Below are 16,307 nucleotides of genomic sequence, written 5' to 3'. Positions count from 1 at the left end.
TTAATGACAAGTGACTAGTGACAAGTGACTAATAATTGGTAGTTAGTCACTTGTCACTAGTCATTAATTAAGGTTTCCTATAAAAAATATCCCATAGCACTCTTGGTTTTCGCTAAGGTGCAAGAAGTCCTTGAGCTTAGGTGCGAAGGCAGGGGTACCCCAGTAGCAGCCCAGCTCGTAGGCGGTACATAGCAAATACATGTTCTGTACAGCCATAGCCACAGCGGCAACTTCCTCCCATTGGGGTACCTTACCGCTGAACTCTATTGAGATAGAGATGATGGTATCGGTCTTGGAGACCTTTTGGGCAAGAGTGTTGTAGGTATCTTCGGAAAACTTATCCGCAGTTGCATGTTCCTTATAGAGGCGTTGGAGTTCAGCTCCTAAGGCGGTTTTCTCGGCTCCTCGGAAAGCCTTTAGGCGCCAAGGCTTGGTTTTCTTATGGTTAGGAGCATAGGTAGCGATGTCTAGAATATCGTCTATCACCTCCTGAGGAATCGGCTCCCCAGTATACTCCGCAGGGAAAATACTCTTACGAGCTTTGATGATGTGCTTTACTAAGGTTGCAGTAGTATTCATGATAATAAGGTTTTTTAATGAAAAGCAAGGGCAAAGATACAAAAATTAATGATTAACGACCAATGATTAATAATTAAATTTTCAATTAAGAAACATAGAATCATAGTAGTATAGGGCTTTTTGAGAGTACTATTCCACCTATTACTTGAGGAGGTAACGTGCTCCTATACAATTATTTACAAAGATATGACGAATGATAAGAGGAGATAATAATCGTTCTAAAGTAATGATTGAACTTTAAATTCTGATTTTCAGTTATTTATCTTCTAATTTACATCTTTTTTATCCTTATTTATTTTAAATACAAATAAAAAACGTATCTTTGTGCCTTATAAGTATTAACATATTAATTTATTGAACCATAAAAAGACGTTTTATGAAAAAATTTCTTCAACAAACCTATCATCTATGGCTCTTTGCTATACTGATAACCTTGGTAGGATGCAAGAAAGATGAGCTTTCCCTTTATGGGGAGAGTTTTGAGCTGAACAATCCTGAACTTACCGCAGCACTCAAGGCAAAAGGATTCTCCTTTGAAGGGAATGCTATTGTAATTGATGATAAGTTGTGGAACCTCACTTCTCTTGACCTTTCAGGAGCAGGACTCAAGAGTGTAGCAGGAATTACTATCTTCAAGAACTTGCAGCAGGTAAATCTCTCCAATAATGCTTTAGGGAAGGCCTTTGACTTCTCTCTACTTCCAGAGGATATCCAGCAGGTAAATCTAAGTGGTAATCCAATCTATGAGTTCAAGAACTTGCGTCCTTTGCAAAAACTTATCCTTCCTATAACTGCCCAATATGATATGGAAAGCCTTCCTGCTTATGCCAAGGCTGCTAAGGCGGATATCCAAATAGCGAGTAAGGATGGCTCTCTAAAGAAATATACCACCCTACGCGAGGTGCCTGACCCTACCCTGCTTGAGCTGTTCAAGAGACTATTCCCCAGCCTCATAGTGGGAGATAAGATAGATATCAGTAAGCCCATGCGCACAGCTGAAATCTCTAATCCTATAGTCATAGGACAATATCACTATGACCCTACAGGCTTAGAGGTGGATAAAAGTAAGATAGAAAAGCTCGACGGATTAGAATACATCATCAACCATCCGCACTATGCAGGAAACATACAGATAGAGATGTCCGAAGAAAAAGAAAACACCTTACCTTATCTAAAAATAGGCAAATATACGGAATCAGTCTATTTCAAATGGGTGAATACACCTGTCTTAGACCTATCCCAAGCAGAAAATCTCAAAATTTTGGGACTTTCACATAATAAAGCTATCAAACAAATAGACCTTTCTCATAGTAAAGTATTCCTACAAAGGGGAGAGAAGAGTATTCTCTCAGGATTTGGAGGAGATGTACTTAGCTTGGGAGATTGCTCTGCCTTGGAGAAAATAACCTTACCAGAGCTAAGCAAGGCTAAAAATCCTATTGGAGTATATATGATTTCCTTGGTAGCACTTCCTAAGCTACAAGCTTTTGATATGAGTAAGCTACAGGTTATCAATACACTTACTTTGGGTGGCTTGCCTGTGACCAAGATTACTTATCCCTCCCAGTTGGCTTATTTTACACATAATGGAGAAAGAGATGACGATGCAGGAGAACTCAATTTCTCTATAACTCAACAGATCTATGAACTCCCTCAGACAAAAGCCTTTATCCAAAAATATAATGGGAAGATAACCCCTAATAATAATGACCTTTCCGACTATGGATTAGAGGACTACGACTGGGTACAAGCTCAAGAAGACCAAGATGAAAACTAACTTTCTAAAATACCTGACGATGAAAAAAATAATATCCCTCTTATGTATAGCTTCTTTTGTAATAGGAGCTTTCTCATGTAAAAAAGAAGAACAACACCAAGAAATTATTCGGGAAGATAATAGAACGGCTAAGGTAATTCAGCAGCTCAACAGTACAGTTATATTAGGTCAAGATGTGAAGATGGCTGGCGTGGATAAGAGCCGCCTCCCAGGAGGAGTACCTACCAAATTCCGATTCCGCTGGAAAGAAGCAGAAAAGAAAATGGAAATCCAAATCGTTAAGATACAGCCTGGTTCTATGCCTTTTGCTATTGGAATGACCGCCAATGCAACCCTAATGGAACTCTCCTCTTGGGAAAAGAACGAATATCCTGAAGCAGGCTGGATAAAACTCTTTGATGACAAAGGAGAGGTTACCCCCTACCTTAAGGATGATGATCCAGCTAAGCCTAAGCCAGATGGGGCAGTACTTTTGGTAGGATTCTACAATGTCAATACACAGCAGATAGAGTTGTCTATTAACTACAATATGATGAATGTAGTAGGCCATGTCTTCCGCCAAAAGATAGATGCGGCTCGTCTGAAAAATTTTGATGAGGAATACGACGCCTACGAAGAAGCTCTTGCCGAATGGAAGTTAGACCATGGTGACGAACAGCTACGCGGTAAGACTTACCAATATACCGTGGAGTTCCTCGGTGAAAGCAAAACCCTACCTGCCACTACCCTCTCCTACGAAGGGAAAACCGCTCAAGTGGATTTGCCTATCCATTTCCAATGGAAAGGAGGCACTGAATATACCAATGTTACCAAGCGTATGCAAATCACCTTACCTAAAACCTTGGTAGCGGCTTATAATGTACAGATTTCCTTTGATGCAACGGCTCGTTTTGCTTATCCCACCACCAAAACTGAACAGGAATTATACCAAAAAGCAGGAATAGAGGGAGAAACTTTTTCTCATTACGTCTTTACCAAATTTAAAGCAGTGAATGTAGCTACCACTATTTGGAATGCGGAAGGTACCCAACAGCTAAAGACCTCTAATAAGGGGGAGGTACGTATCATTACTCGCTTGAAAAAGGGCGGTGCTTCTATTCGCTTGGCTTATATTAACAAAGAACTGGGATTATATATCACCTCTCCTATCACTCCTTTGCAAGGAGGCTATGATTCTTTTTGGTAAAAATGAAATATACAACATTCTTATTTCTCTTTGCTATGTATTGGCAAAGTTATGGGCAACAAATACGGCTACGGGTGCTTGATGAAAGCACCCGAGAGCCTGTAGTGGCAGCAGTGGTAAGCTATACGGAACCTGCTTATAGTGATAAGTTACAACACAGTGTAGCCGATGACAAAGGGTTTGCTATCCTGAAAAAGCATAAGGAGGGTACATTGTACTACCAGGTGCAGTCATTGGGCTATAAGGAAAAGAAAGGAACGCTTTCTCAAGGGCAGGATGTAACTGTATACCTCTCTCAGGAGATGACAGCCCTCGCAGGTACTACCATTACGGCCAAGTCAGTCACTCCCCTACGCCCTATTAAGGAAACCCCTACGGTGGTTCAAGTGATCACAGGACAGGAACTCATAAAAGCAGGTTATAGTAATATACAGCAAGCTCTCATGCAGGAAACCCCTGGTATGAATATCCAGAAGGTAGGCTTTGGCAATGAGATAAGTATGCAGGGACTGGATGCACGCCATATTCTCTTTCTGATGGACGGTGAGCGTATGACAGGTGAAATGGCAGGGAATCTCGATTACGAACGCTTTAATCTACACGCCGTGGAACGTATAGAGGTGATGAAAGGTGCCTCCTCTACCCTCTATGGATCGCGGGCAGCAGGGGCAGTGATTAATATCATTACTAAGAAAACAGATAAGCCCCTAAGCATTACCGTAGGCTCTCGCCATGCCGAGATGAACGAGCGCAACTATCATAATCCACAGCCACGAGATTTCCTCTATATGTTTGAGAAAAATGCAGACAAACCCAACCTACAATCATGGGTATCTGCAGGGGCTAAAATAGGGAAATTCACCACTCAAACCGATGTGTGGTTCAGCAGTCAAGATGCTTATTATCTCTACCAGAGGGAACCCGATCGCAAGGTCTATACCCGTGAAGCCAATCCATTTTTGCCCAAAGATACCATAGTACAATCCACCTTCTCACGCCCACCAATGGGTATTGAGGGAGTGGAACACTTATCGGCTTCACAAAAGGTCTATTTTGAAACGAAGGATTTTAGCTTACAGCTCTATGGTACGGGCTTTCTGATGAATTCCTATGATATGGTACAAGACCTGTATTTCTCACAAACGAAAGACTTCACAGGAGGGCTGAAACTCTCCTACCAACTGAAAGACTACTTTACCCTGCAGGGTACCTTTCATACGGATTTTTATGAACGTTACAAGCGCCACGAACGTCGTGATGTGGATAAGAAAGTGTATGACTCTAGGATTATGCAACCTCGCCTGACGCTTACCTCGCGATACTTCAAGAAGCATGACCTTATTCTGGGGATTGACTATTTCCAAGACGACCTCACCAGTGACCGCTTTGCTGCCAATCGTATGCTTACGCGAGGATTGAAGGAATGGGAGTTCTTCTTCCAAGATAGCTATACAATCACCCCTAAATGGCAAGTAGAAGCAGGATTGCGTACCAATTATAGTCTGCAATTTGGACTAATGGCACTTCCTAAGGTAGCGGTGAAATTTTCTCCTACGGAAGCCCTTTCATATCGCCTGAATTACGCCAAGGGTTACCGCTCGCCATCTATCAAAGAGTTGTTTTTCAATTGGGATCACTTAGGGATGTTCCAGATCGTAGGTAATGAGATGTTACAACCTGAAAAAAACCATTACTTTTCAGTAGGGGCGGAGTATGCCGTACCTAACTTCTTTATATCAGCAAATGCCTTTGTCAATCAGTTTAAGGACAAGATAGAGGGGATCTGGAAGATTTACGAATTTCAGTATAACTTCCAGTATATGAACCTCTCCCAGCAACGATTATTGGGCTTTGACCTGCTCACTCGCTGGAAGATAGTACCTGCCCTCGCGCTGAACGCTTCCTATTCGTATGTGGATGTGAGCAAAACAGAGGGATTGCGCATTAACACTACCTCTCCTCATGCAGCCACAGCAGGGCTTGAATACAAGTGGTATCGTGAGAATTATGATCTGTCGGCAAACCTGACAATGAGTATGATGGGTAAGAAAACCTTCGATGTACAAGATCGTATCACGGTGAAAGAGGAAATACCTCTCATAGGAGGAGGTACCCGTGTGCGTCCTGTGAGTAAGGAAGCTTATTTTCGTTGTGAATTGCCTGCCTATGCATTATTTAACTTGAATGTGCAACAGCGATTTTTGAAACATTACAAGGTGAATATTGGGGCAAATAATATTTTCAATTACATACCTTCGACCTTGGGTTCTGGTGTGACTATGTTCAATATTCCTGCTACTGCTGGACGCAGATGGTTTGTGCAGGTAGAAATTGATTTTTAAATTAGTAAATCAAAAAAATCTTTATAAAAGATGATTCAAATAATCCATCAAACAAAAAAATGCTTGCTTGCACTGGCGCTCTTATCGCTAGGTGCTTGTAGCAAGTCTGACGATGGCGATACCCCGCCTGTCAATGAAGCCAAACCAGTGCAGAGTGAGACACTCCTCACAGCACTTAAAGCCAAAGGATTCTCCTTCGAAGGAAATCGCTTGGTAGTGGATGACAAGGTGAAGAATACCACTTCCCTTGACCTTTCAGGTAAAAACCTTACAGATGTTACGGGACTTGCTTCGTTCCCTAACTTGAAAGAGGTGAACCTTTCTAATAACAAGTTTGCAAATGTATTTGACTTTGCCCAGTTGCCCAAATCGGTAACTTCAGTAAATCTCTCTAAGAACACTATCTATGAGTTTGAGCACTTGGCACAGTTCAATTACGAGGAAGATGCTGCTGAGAAGATAACGCTTTTCCACTCTTTGGATCGTTTGATTCTTCCTCAAAGTGCGAAATACAATATGCTTAACATACCTGCTTTGGTGAAGTTGTTGCCGAATGCCGATGTGCAGATAGAGAATGCCACAGGGAAGGTAGAGAAATATACTACCTTGCGCTCCGTGCCCGATGCTATCTTTAGAAAGATACTCAAGCGCCAATATCCTACGGTGTTTGAAGGGGATAAGATAGATATCAGCAAGCAGATGACTATGGAGAGTGCCTCTTTGGCAGTGATTATCAGTCAGGGGGCTCGCAATCCTTCTGAGCCATATGTAGATGAGCGTTATGATGTAGTAAGCATTGAGGGGGTAGAGTATATCATTAATCACCCACAATTTGCCGGTAATATAATCTTGGAGATGAGTGAAGAGAAGCGTTATACCTTACCTTACTTTAGGATAGCTAAGAAGACAGAATTACTTTCTTTACACTATGTAAATACAGGATATATCAATTCCTCTGAGGCACAAATCTTGTCGGATATTACTATTCTCTACGATAACACTATCAAGAGTCTTGATCTTTCGGCTTCTAAACAGATGTGCCAGATACTCAGAAGCAGACAGAGTCCATTCTGGAGTGCAGATAGGTTGGAGCTTATAGGGTTGCCTAAGTTAGAGAGCTTGCAACTACCTAACTTTTCTCAGTCTAAAAACCCTCTTACTTTCTTCATTTTCCATTTAGAGTCCTTACCTAAGCTAAAGGCTACCTTAGACCTTAGTGAGATGACAGCAGGAAATGTTTTAGCTTTTGGCAAAGTGCCAGGGGTAAAGGTTATCTTCCCTAAAAAGATACTTTATGGCTTTGACATTCTGGGAGAAGCGGTGAAAGAAGGTCATAGCCTATGGAAAGAGTTGAAGCGAGATTTCTTTGGCGATCCTGATAAATGGGATGCTTCAGCGGGGGCTTTTATTCTTTCGGTAACACCAGACTTCTACAAGCGTCATCCCGATATCAAAGATTTTGTGAACAACCGCAAGCGTGTAGAGCGCATTCTCTCTTTCAGTCTTTTCCAGGACGATACGCTTGACTTTGTAGAAATTAAAAGAGGGGTACTCCAAGAACCTACTAATAATAACTAAAGATTTGTATCCATGAAAAAGTTTATATACACCAGTGTGCTCGCCGTACTTACTTTAATGACGGCTTGCCAAAAAGAAGAACAAAATAGCCCTATATCAGAGAACTCTGACAAAATAGCCCAACTCAAGAAAGACCTTTCAGGGTATGCCATCTTGGGGCAACACGTAAAGCTGGCAGGAGTGGACAAAACACTGCTCAAAAGCGGTTGTCCTACGCAGTTCACTTTCAAATGGGACGAGGCTACCCAGAAAATGGGAATACTTATCTCCAAAACACAACCAGGAAATATGCCTTTTCCTATTTCGGTAGTGATGCGTGCTAACGTAATGGAACTTAACTCTTGGGACAAAGACCTTTACAAAGGAAATTGGGTAAAACTCTATGATGACAACGCCGTAACTACTACCTACGAAGACGAAGTAAACTACAAGGGCGACAAGCCTGTACGCGGAGGTAACAGTATGGTAAAAGCCTATTACAACCTCGACACCCACGAGATAGAGATGAACTTGAACTATAACATTATGAATGTTACCGGCTATGTATTCAAGCAAAAGGTAGTGGGTAATCGTACCGAAGCTGAGTTCGAGGAAGCACTCTTTACTTATGAAGAAGCCTTAGCTGAAGAGAAACTCAAGCAAAACCTACAAGTATTTAAAGTTAATCCACAAGATGCCATCGATAGCTTGGGTACCCAAAAGACTTTCAATGCTACCGTAACCTATGAAAAGAAGGCTACTAAAGCACAATTGCCCCTTAGCTTCTCTTGGAACGGAAAAGAAGGTCGTGACCCTGCAGGACGCCTTACCGTTACCTTAGCTAAAACTCAAGTAGGCAACCAGCAAATAGAGCTGAAGGCAGTAGGACGTTTTCATGATATCATCACCAAGCGTGAGTTTGCTAAGTATGATAATATTGTCACTGGCGGTACTTGCAAGCTCAAAGCGGTAGAGGTAACTTCTACTATATATAGTGCGGATGGAAAAACGAAGTTAAAAACTTCTACTAAAGGGGTGTTGCGTATGTATATCAATGCAAGAAAGAATAACGCAATCCTTGCTTTCCTAGACCCTGAGACAGGGTTGCTGATAGCTGCTTCTTTTGGATATGAACATTAGTCATTAGGGGTTAGTCGTTAGGGATGAGTCTTTTAGTCGTTAGTAAGCGACTGGCTAAGGACTCATCTCTAACGGCTAATTTCTTTTTAAGACAAACAACAATATCATGAGAAATATAAAGAAATATTTATATACTACCCTGATAGCCTTCTTGTGTATAGCTTGTGTGAAGTATGAGGCGCTCCCCTTTACGGGGAAGGTGCTTCCACGTCGCTCTGGGTATGTCAATGAGGTAACTAACGACTGGATATACTACAACCTACGTACAGGAGAAATATTCAATGCTTATCAGGTAAATAGTGATATCAGAGAGGGAGAGCAAAAAACACGGACAGACTGGGATTTGGCTTTCTGTGGGAACAAGCTGCGTACCAACAGTGGTACTAGTGGCAATGGGCGAGGTGGAGTAGCCGATATGGGATTCCAAGGCTATGACCGATGGACTAAGAAGTCACAAATACCCCACAATGTAGAATGGGTGACGGATATGGATAATATATCCATTACGATGTCACAACGTGAATGGGTGAGCTATACCGTAGCTAATAACATCACAGGAATACCTTGGTTTGACCCCAATAAAGGACCTCAGCAAACAAAGACCAGTGCGAGTCCGCTTTTGAATAAGGCGTTGGTATTTTCAGGACCTCCACCCTCATACCTTCCTTCATTTCACACCTATGTCATTCGCACTGCCGATGGGGCTCATTATTTCAAGCTGCAAATTGTCAGTTGGTATGACGAAAGTATTGAGATAGGCGAAACGGGAGGGCGTATTAGCTTCTATTGTGATGAGTTAAAGTAAAATCCTACATTTTTCCCAAGCACTGCTAAAATAACTAAAAACTAAAAACTAAAAACTCAAAACTTTTCACTTTTCATTTAAAATGTTGTACCTTTGCACTTGTCTTAGTTGTTAGACATTGATAATTAACAATTAACCATTAACAATTAGAAAAGATGTTATCATACAAAAGAAGCAGTGCGCTCTTTCAAGCAGCGCAACAGGTACTTCCTGGAGGGGTGAACTCTCCCGTACGTGCCTTTAATTCCGTAGGGGGAAATCCTATTTTTGTGGAATATGCCAAAGGGGCTTATCTGTACGATGCTGATGGGAACAAGCTCATTGACTATATTGCTTCATGGGGACCGCTGCTCTTCGGTCATGCCTATGCCCCTGTGATAGAGGCGGTTACCGAGCGAGCCAAAAAAGGTACTTCCTTCGGGATGCCTACCGAGATAGAGACGCTGATTGCAGAAAAAGCGCTCTCCATGGTGCCTCATGTGGAGAAAATCCGCTTTGTCAATAGTGGTACAGAGGCCTGTATGAGTGCTATTCGCTTAGCACGTGGCTATACCCAAAGGGAAAAAATTATCAAGTTTGCAGGTTGCTACCATGGGCATTCGGATTCTTTCCTTATTGCCGCAGGTAGCGGCGCCACTACTTTCGGGGTGCCTAATAGCCCTGGGGTTACTCAAGGTACTGCCAAGGACACCCTATTGGCAACCTATAACGATATTGATTCAGTAAAGGCGCTTTTCGCGGCGCACCCCAAGCAGATTGCGGCTATTATTGTAGAGCCTATTGCGGGAAATATGGGCTGTGTATTGCCTAAAAAAGGTTTCTTGGAAGCACTTCGTGCGCTTTGTGATGAACAAGGTACGCTCCTTATCTTGGATGAGGTGATGACAGGCTTCCGCTTGGCAAAAGGAGGCGCTCAAGAGGCTTTGAATATCAAGGCAGACTTAGTAACTTTTGGTAAGGTAATCGGAGGCGGACTCCCTGTGGCTGCTTTTGCTGCTCGAGCTGAGATTATGGATCACTTAGCCCCTACAGGAGCCGTATATCAGGCAGGTACCCTCAGTGGTAACCCACTGGCGATGAGCGCAGGATTGGCGATGCTTACCGAAATAGAAAAGCACCCAGAGGTATTTGAGAGCTTAGCGAAGAAAACGGCTTACCTACACGCAGGCCTTGAGAAGGTATTTGCTGAGGCAGATATTCCTGTACAGATCAATCGCTTTGGTTCTATGTGCTCTGTGTTCTTCACTCAAGAACCTGTAACCAACTTTATCAGCGCACAGCGTGCCGATCACGGACGTTTTAAGAAGTATTTCCATGCGCTACTCTCACGTGGTATCTACTTGCCACCAAGCGGCTATGAAAGCTACTTCCTCAACGATGCCCTTTCCTATGCCGATTTGGATACGACTATCGCTGCCCTCAAAGATGCAGTGGAGAAAGGAGAAATCTAAATTAGGAATTCAAATAGGATAATAACAGAGAAAACCTTATATTGTCTAATTCATTAAAACGCAACAAATTGCGTCCCTACAAAAGACCATGCTAAGCAAGGAATTGTCTTAGCCAACGCTTCTGTAGAGACGCAATTTATTGCGTCTTATAGTCATCTAAATTTATTGCCTCTTATAATTATCTATTAGTCGCAATATACTGCCCTCTGTCTACTGTCTTCTGTCCTCTGCCCACTGCCCTCTGTCTACTGTCTTCTGCCCACTGTCTTCTGTCCACTGTCCTCTGCCCACTGCCCTCTGTCTACTGTCTTCTGTCCACTGCCCGCTGTTCACTGCCTTCTGCCCGCTGTTAAACACTTAACATATTTTTTTATTGTATAAATTCTTACTTCTCGCAAGCCTTTTCCTTGACTTTGCCCTTTGTGATATCGTAACTTTGCCCCAGTTAAGTGAAGAGTGAAAAGTGAATAATGAATAGAGTTACTTAGCCATTCGTTTTTCACTTTTAATTTTTCACTATTCACTATTCAGGTGTCAGTTATAGAGTACAAAAGTCATCAGCCATTAGTTGCAATAGACTGAGAACTGACTTCTGACTACTGAAAACTTTTAAATTATGGAGGAGGCATTAGAAATACTTTGGACATACGCACGTCGTCAGCCGATAGAGAGCAATGGAAAGACCGTAGTGGCTTCCATTAGCCAAAGCATCGCGGCTATTCGTATCATCATGCGCTTAGAAAGATGGCTGCAGAAGAGTAAAGAGCGAAAAGTAAAGCCAAGCGAAAACTTGGAGCTTGGGTATGTGGGTCGAAAGCTACCTTGTATGGAGTATGCTCGTCCAACGCCTGCTCATAGCGACAAAGTATGTGAGAACAAAGTATGTGAACCATTCAGCCAACATGCTGGTGCGAGCTTGCAGCTCGTACCTACAAGCGATAGAGCTTGTAGCTCCTCCCGCTGGTGTGGGCTTATAACTCGTACTCCTCATAAGTTGGCAACTCCTACCTATACCCCTGAACCTTTATCCCTCCCCTATCATGAGGTACTCGCCCATTTTGCTTCCAGCAAAGCGATTAAGTCCCGTAAGCCTTATCGCATAAGCCTAAGAGTGCAGGTGGCAGATCTAAGTATACAAACCACTTGCAAACAAAAAAAGCAGCGCCGTAACGCTGCTTGTAAGGCTAAGGAACGCAAAAGCGCATATAACCCTAAAAACTTCATAGTGGCAGCCCCTATGTACGATAGAAACCGTATAAGACCGCCATGTTATTTGCTTTAAAATTTCGGAGCAAAAGGTCTATCAGTGGAGAATATTTGTATACCCTTTTGTGCCCATTCCTTGTAGAGATGGTCACCACGAGCTTCAGCACGCTTGTCTAAGTTACCAAGAGTACCAAGGATAGAAGGGATTCTCAGTTCATTGAGCTTTTTGTAGAGGCTATCATCTGCCAAGTGTACCCCCGTGAAGGCAACAAGTTTCTCGCGTTCAATACCTGTTTCCAAAATACGGTCAAGTTCGCTCTGATTGCGTATGGTTACCGAAATAAGCATCTCGGGGGCTACACGATAGAGCGCCTTGGCTTGTTCTACATTGTAGCTGATAAGCACCACTTGGGCTTGCATCTGCTCGGCACGTACCAGTTCGGCTACCTTGCTGTAGGAGATTCCTTTTTTGAAATCCAACATCAAGTAAGCGCCATGTTGCTTACACCAAGCCAATACATCCTTGAGCAGAGGTATTTGGAAGTCGGTTTCTTTGCCAAAATCATCTTTGAGGCGTTCCTTGAGCAGTGCCTCAGTGCTCATCTGCGAAACAACTCCTTGTCCAGTGGCGGTACGACCGAGTTTGTCGTCATGCATGAGCATAAGGTCACCATCAGTACTTTCGAAGATGTCTATCTCAAAGCTGTGGATACCCTTTTTGGAAAGGTACTGAATCGTTTGCAAGCAGTTCTCTGGATAGCCTGCGATGCCCTTGCCTGCACGGTGAGCAGAAACAATGGGTTTTTCAGCGAAATAAATCTGATTGGTAATTACATCCTTCTGAGGGGTAATTTGTCCTGTAGAGGAGTTCTTACAAGCTACTACTCCCAAGAGTAATAGAAGTGATAATAAGAAAGTCTTTTTCATGGTTTTTTTAATTAAAAAAAGGATACAGAACTTTCTGTTAGAAGTCCTATATCCTTACAAATATTTATAAACTATTATGCACTAAGTAGGTGTTGGGTAAAGCCCGATTTGGTGAGTTTATCCTCAGCATAAGCACGGGTAACTACCAAGCTCTTTTCCCCTGTACCAGGTAGGGAGAACATCGCATCGGTGAGGATACTCTCACAGAGCGAACGCAATCCACGCGCACCAAGCTTGTATTCTAAGGCTTTTTCTACTATGAAATTTAGCGCATCTTCCTCGAAGGAGAGTGTGATATCATCCATAGCAAAAAGTTTGATATATTGCTTTATAATCGCGTTCTTAGGTTCGGTGAGTATCATGCGGAGGGTTTCCTCATCCAGTGGGTTCATATAGGTAAGCACTGGAAGTCGGCCGATGATCTCAGGGATAAGTCCATAATCCTTTAGGTCTTTGTGAGTAACATATTGGAGTAGGTTCTTATCATCTACACGAGTCTCCTTGGAGGTATTGTAGCCTACAGCTTGGCGATTCATACGCTTAGCGATAATCTGCTCTATACCATCGAAGGCACCTCCTGCGATAAAGAGGATATGCTCTGTATTGACTTCGATGTATTTTTGGTCAGGGTGCTTGCGCCCTCCTTTGGGTGGTACATTCACTATGGAACCTTCCAAGAGTTTTAGCAGCGCATGTTGTACCCCTTCGCCAGAGACGTCTCGGGTGATAGAAGGGTTATCTCCCTTGCGGGCAATCTTGTCTATCTCATCTATGAAGACAATACCGCGCTCGGCTCTATCCACATCGTAGTCAGCCGCTTGCAAAAGGCGGGTAAGGATACTTTCCACATCCTCCCCTACATAACCTGCTTCGGTAAAGACAGTGGCATCTACTATCGCCAAAGGTACATTGAGCATCTGGGCAATGGTACGAGCCATAAGGGTCTTACCTGTCCCTGTCTGCCCTACCATCACGATATTACTCTTTTGGATTTCTACCTCATGCTCATCACGATCTTGCAAAAGGCGTTTGTAGTGGTTGTATACCGCCACAGAAAGCACTTTCTTGGTAGCTTCTTGACCAATGACATATTCATCAAGGAAGCCCTTTATTTCAGTAGGTTTTTTCAGCAAGAGATCTTTGTTTAGCGCCATGATCGCTTTTTTCTTGTTGTTCTCTATCTCGGAACGCCAGATACTTGCGGCCTGCTCTATACAAAAATTACAGATATATACATTACTCTCTACTCCGCTAGAAACCAAGAAAACGTCTTTTCCTGAGTGCCTACCACAGAAGGAGCATACTTCAGTTGTTGTACTCATAACATTCGAATTTTAAGGGGTTATTTTTGACGATTTAGCACCTCGTCTATCATACCGAAGTCTTTAGCTTCGCTAGCAATCATCCAGTAGTCGCGATCTCCTGTACGGATTACCTCTTCAGTGGATTTGCCTGTGTGTTTTGCAATGATAAGGGCTAATTCCTCTTTTATCTTTAGGATTTCACGAGCAGTGATTTCTATATCGCTGGCTTGTCCTTGGGCACCTCCCAGTGGTTGGTGAATCATCACTCGGGAGTGTGGTAAGGCGGAGCGCTTTCCTTGTGCTCCAGCACAGAGCAATACAGCAGCCATGGAAGCAGCCATACCTGTACAGATAGTGGCTACATCGGGCTTGATGAACTGCATGGTGTCATAGATTCCCAAACCTGAATACACCTCACCCCCTGGGGAGTTGATGTATATTTGGATATCTTTGTTCGCATCTACACTCTCAAGGAAGAGTAATTGAGCTTGTATGATATTGGCTACATGCGAATTAACTTCTGTCCCTAGGAAGATGATTCTATCCATCATAAGGCGGGAGAACACGTCCATCTGAGCTACATTCAGTTGGCGTTCTTCCACAATATAGGGAGTCATGCTGCTAACGATGGTATCGTAGTACATACTACTGATACCCCTATGTTGGGTAGCATATTTCTTGAATTCTTTTGAATAATCCATTTCTTGTCAAAAATTAGTGGTGATGTTGGTGTGAATAGAACTTTTCAATGAAAGAATCTATATCGATCTCTATTTTGTTTAGGTTGGCTTTTTCTTTGTAGAACTGAATGAGCTTGCCTCCGGTGAGTTCACGGTGAATGCGTTCTACCTCAGCACGTTCTTTAAGGGTATTGTTTACAAAGTTGTCCAACTCTTTTTTGCCTATTTCGAACAAGCCAAAGCGTGCCATCTGAGCACGGATAGCGTTTTCTGTGAAATCGCGTATTTCTTGGTAAGATACTTGTAGGTTGTTCTGTTCTACAATCTTACCTTCTATAAGCTGATAACGCAAGCCTTTTTCAGAGTTTTTGTAGTCTTCAGCAGCTTCTTCTTCAGTGATAGGGTTCTCACTAGTAGCGCGAATCCAACGTTTAAGGAAGTCGGCAGGTAGGTCGAACTTAGTTTTTTCAATAAGCATTTCAGTAGCATCATCCAAGAGGCGTACATCACAGGAGTGATCAAAATCTTCTTTGATACTCTTGGCTACCTTCTCGCGGAAATCCGCTTCAGTGGTAGTATCAGGATATACTTTTTGGAAGAACTCTTCGTTCATATCGGCCAATACCTGATCTTCTATTTTTTCAATAGTGAAGGTTACCTCTATGTCTAGGTCATGTACCACATCATGTGGTTTTTCGAGCGCTTGCATAAGCATATGAGGATCTTTGAAAAGTCCTTTGGTAGAGAGGCTAAGTTGGTCACCTACTTTTTTGCCTTTGAGTGCTTCAAATGCTTTTTCGCCTAATTGTTTAGCGGCAAAGGTGAAGAACTTATCTACTTGTTCTGCTTCATTGAAGAAAGTACCTGAGATTTGGCTTTTTTCACTGATACTCTCACTTACCTCATAGGTTCCAAAGTGACCACGGAGGTGTTCTATCTGAGTATCTATTTCCTTGTCAGTTACTTTTATATCGTAGTAGTCAATAGGTTGGCTAAGATCAACGGTGAATTCAGGTTCTAAGCCTATTTCGAAGACAAATTTGTGGTGATCTCCTAGGAAGTTGGCATCAGAGCCTTCTTCTTTAGGAATCGGTTGACCTAATAAGCGAAGCTTTTCATCTTCGATAAATTTGTTCAAGGACTCGCTAATGAGTTTGTTAAGCTCATCAGCTTGTATAGCCTTTTCGTATTGTTTTTTAACCATTCCCATAGGTACATGTCCTTTGCGAAACCCTGGGATAGAAGCATTCTTGCGATAATTGTTCAGTGCTTCTTCTACCTTTCCTTGGTAGTCAGATTTGTCAATCTCTAAGGTAATTACGGCATTAAGCGCGTCTATTTGTTCTTTGCTAA

The 16,307-nt window shown here is 42.6% G+C and carries 14 protein-coding genes; 8 read left to right on the top strand and 6 right to left on the bottom strand.

The genetic code is table 11. The annotated features are described in order from the left end of the window. Positions 1-63 precede the first annotated feature (63 nt). Positions 64-579, bottom strand: coding sequence for a nitroreductase (locus Q0625_RS13775; protein WP_298828478.1), 516 nt, complete (start codon positions 577-579; stop codon positions 64-66). Positions 580-955: 376 nt separating this feature from the next. Between Q0625_RS13775 and Q0625_RS13770 the strand changes: the two genes are divergently transcribed. The 7 genes from Q0625_RS13770 (at position 956) to hemL (ending at position 10,837) form a co-directional block, all read left to right on the top strand. Continuing rightward, positions 956-2,356, top strand: a complete 1,401-nt coding sequence (locus tag Q0625_RS13770) for a leucine-rich repeat domain-containing protein (protein ID WP_298828476.1) — start codon at positions 956-958, stop codon at positions 2,354-2,356. A 19-nt stretch (positions 2,357-2,375) separates the two neighbouring features. After that, positions 2,376-3,542 (top strand): DUF4903 family protein, encoded by a 1,167-nt coding sequence (locus tag Q0625_RS13765; RefSeq protein WP_298828474.1) that lies wholly within the window; start codon positions 2,376-2,378, stop codon positions 3,540-3,542. 2 nt (positions 3,543-3,544) lie between these two features. After that, a complete protein-coding gene (locus Q0625_RS13760) occupies positions 3,545-5,884 on the top strand; it encodes a TonB-dependent receptor (RefSeq protein WP_298828471.1) in 2,340 nt (779 codons plus the stop codon). A 30-nt stretch (positions 5,885-5,914) separates the two neighbouring features. Continuing rightward, the gene (locus Q0625_RS13755; RefSeq protein ID WP_298828469.1) at positions 5,915-7,462 is read left to right on the top strand and encodes a leucine-rich repeat domain-containing protein; all 1,548 of its coding nucleotides are present in this window, start codon (positions 5,915-5,917) and stop codon (positions 7,460-7,462) included. Between the two features lie 12 nt (positions 7,463-7,474). Next, complete coding sequence (locus Q0625_RS13750; RefSeq protein WP_298828467.1) at positions 7,475-8,581, top strand: DUF4903 family protein; 1,107 nt, start codon at positions 7,475-7,477, stop codon at positions 8,579-8,581. A gap of 106 nt (positions 8,582-8,687) precedes the next feature. After that, positions 8,688-9,386, top strand: a complete 699-nt coding sequence (locus tag Q0625_RS13745) for an HmuY family protein (protein WP_298828464.1) — start codon at positions 8,688-8,690, stop codon at positions 9,384-9,386. A 155-nt stretch (positions 9,387-9,541) separates the two neighbouring features. Beyond that, a complete protein-coding gene (gene hemL, locus Q0625_RS13740; protein WP_298828461.1) occupies positions 9,542-10,837 on the top strand; it encodes a glutamate-1-semialdehyde 2,1-aminomutase in 1,296 nt (431 codons plus the stop codon). 210 nt (positions 10,838-11,047) lie between these two features. Here the strand turns inward: hemL and Q0625_RS13735 are convergent, their stop codons facing one another. Further along, on the bottom strand, positions 11,048-11,194 hold the full coding sequence (locus Q0625_RS13735) for a hypothetical protein (protein WP_298828458.1): 147 nt from the start codon (positions 11,192-11,194) through the stop codon (positions 11,048-11,050). A 259-nt stretch (positions 11,195-11,453) separates the two neighbouring features. Between Q0625_RS13735 and Q0625_RS13730 the strand changes: the two genes are divergently transcribed. After that, positions 11,454-12,119: a hypothetical protein gene (locus Q0625_RS13730; RefSeq protein ID WP_298828455.1), complete on the top strand. Its 666-nt coding sequence runs from the start codon at positions 11,454-11,456 to the stop codon at positions 12,117-12,119. On the opposite strand, the gene Q0625_RS13725 is transcribed toward Q0625_RS13730, so the two are convergent. The 4 genes from Q0625_RS13725 to tig all read right to left on the bottom strand — a co-directional run. Further along, a complete protein-coding gene (locus Q0625_RS13725) occupies positions 12,116-12,970 on the bottom strand; it encodes a glycerophosphodiester phosphodiesterase family protein (protein WP_298828452.1) in 855 nt (284 codons plus the stop codon). The genes Q0625_RS13730 and Q0625_RS13725 overlap by 4 nt on opposite strands. A 74-nt stretch (positions 12,971-13,044) precedes the next feature. Continuing rightward, positions 13,045-14,292, bottom strand: coding sequence for an ATP-dependent Clp protease ATP-binding subunit ClpX (gene clpX, locus Q0625_RS13720; protein ID WP_298828450.1), 1,248 nt, complete (start codon positions 14,290-14,292; stop codon positions 13,045-13,047). A 20-nt stretch (positions 14,293-14,312) separates the two neighbouring features. Next, the gene (gene clpP, locus Q0625_RS13715) at positions 14,313-14,975 is read right to left on the bottom strand and encodes an ATP-dependent Clp endopeptidase proteolytic subunit ClpP (protein WP_298828448.1); all 663 of its coding nucleotides are present in this window, start codon (positions 14,973-14,975) and stop codon (positions 14,313-14,315) included. Positions 14,976-14,988: 13 nt separating this feature from the next. Further along, positions 14,989-16,307 (bottom strand): trigger factor (gene tig, locus Q0625_RS13710; protein WP_298828444.1); only part of this gene is annotated, 1,319 nt, incomplete at its 5' end.

This window comes from uncultured Capnocytophaga sp. (assembly GCF_938029845.1).
Taxonomy (GTDB): domain Bacteria; phylum Bacteroidota; class Bacteroidia; order Flavobacteriales; family Flavobacteriaceae; genus Capnocytophaga.
This window is presented reverse-complemented; position numbering and strand designations above follow the sequence as displayed.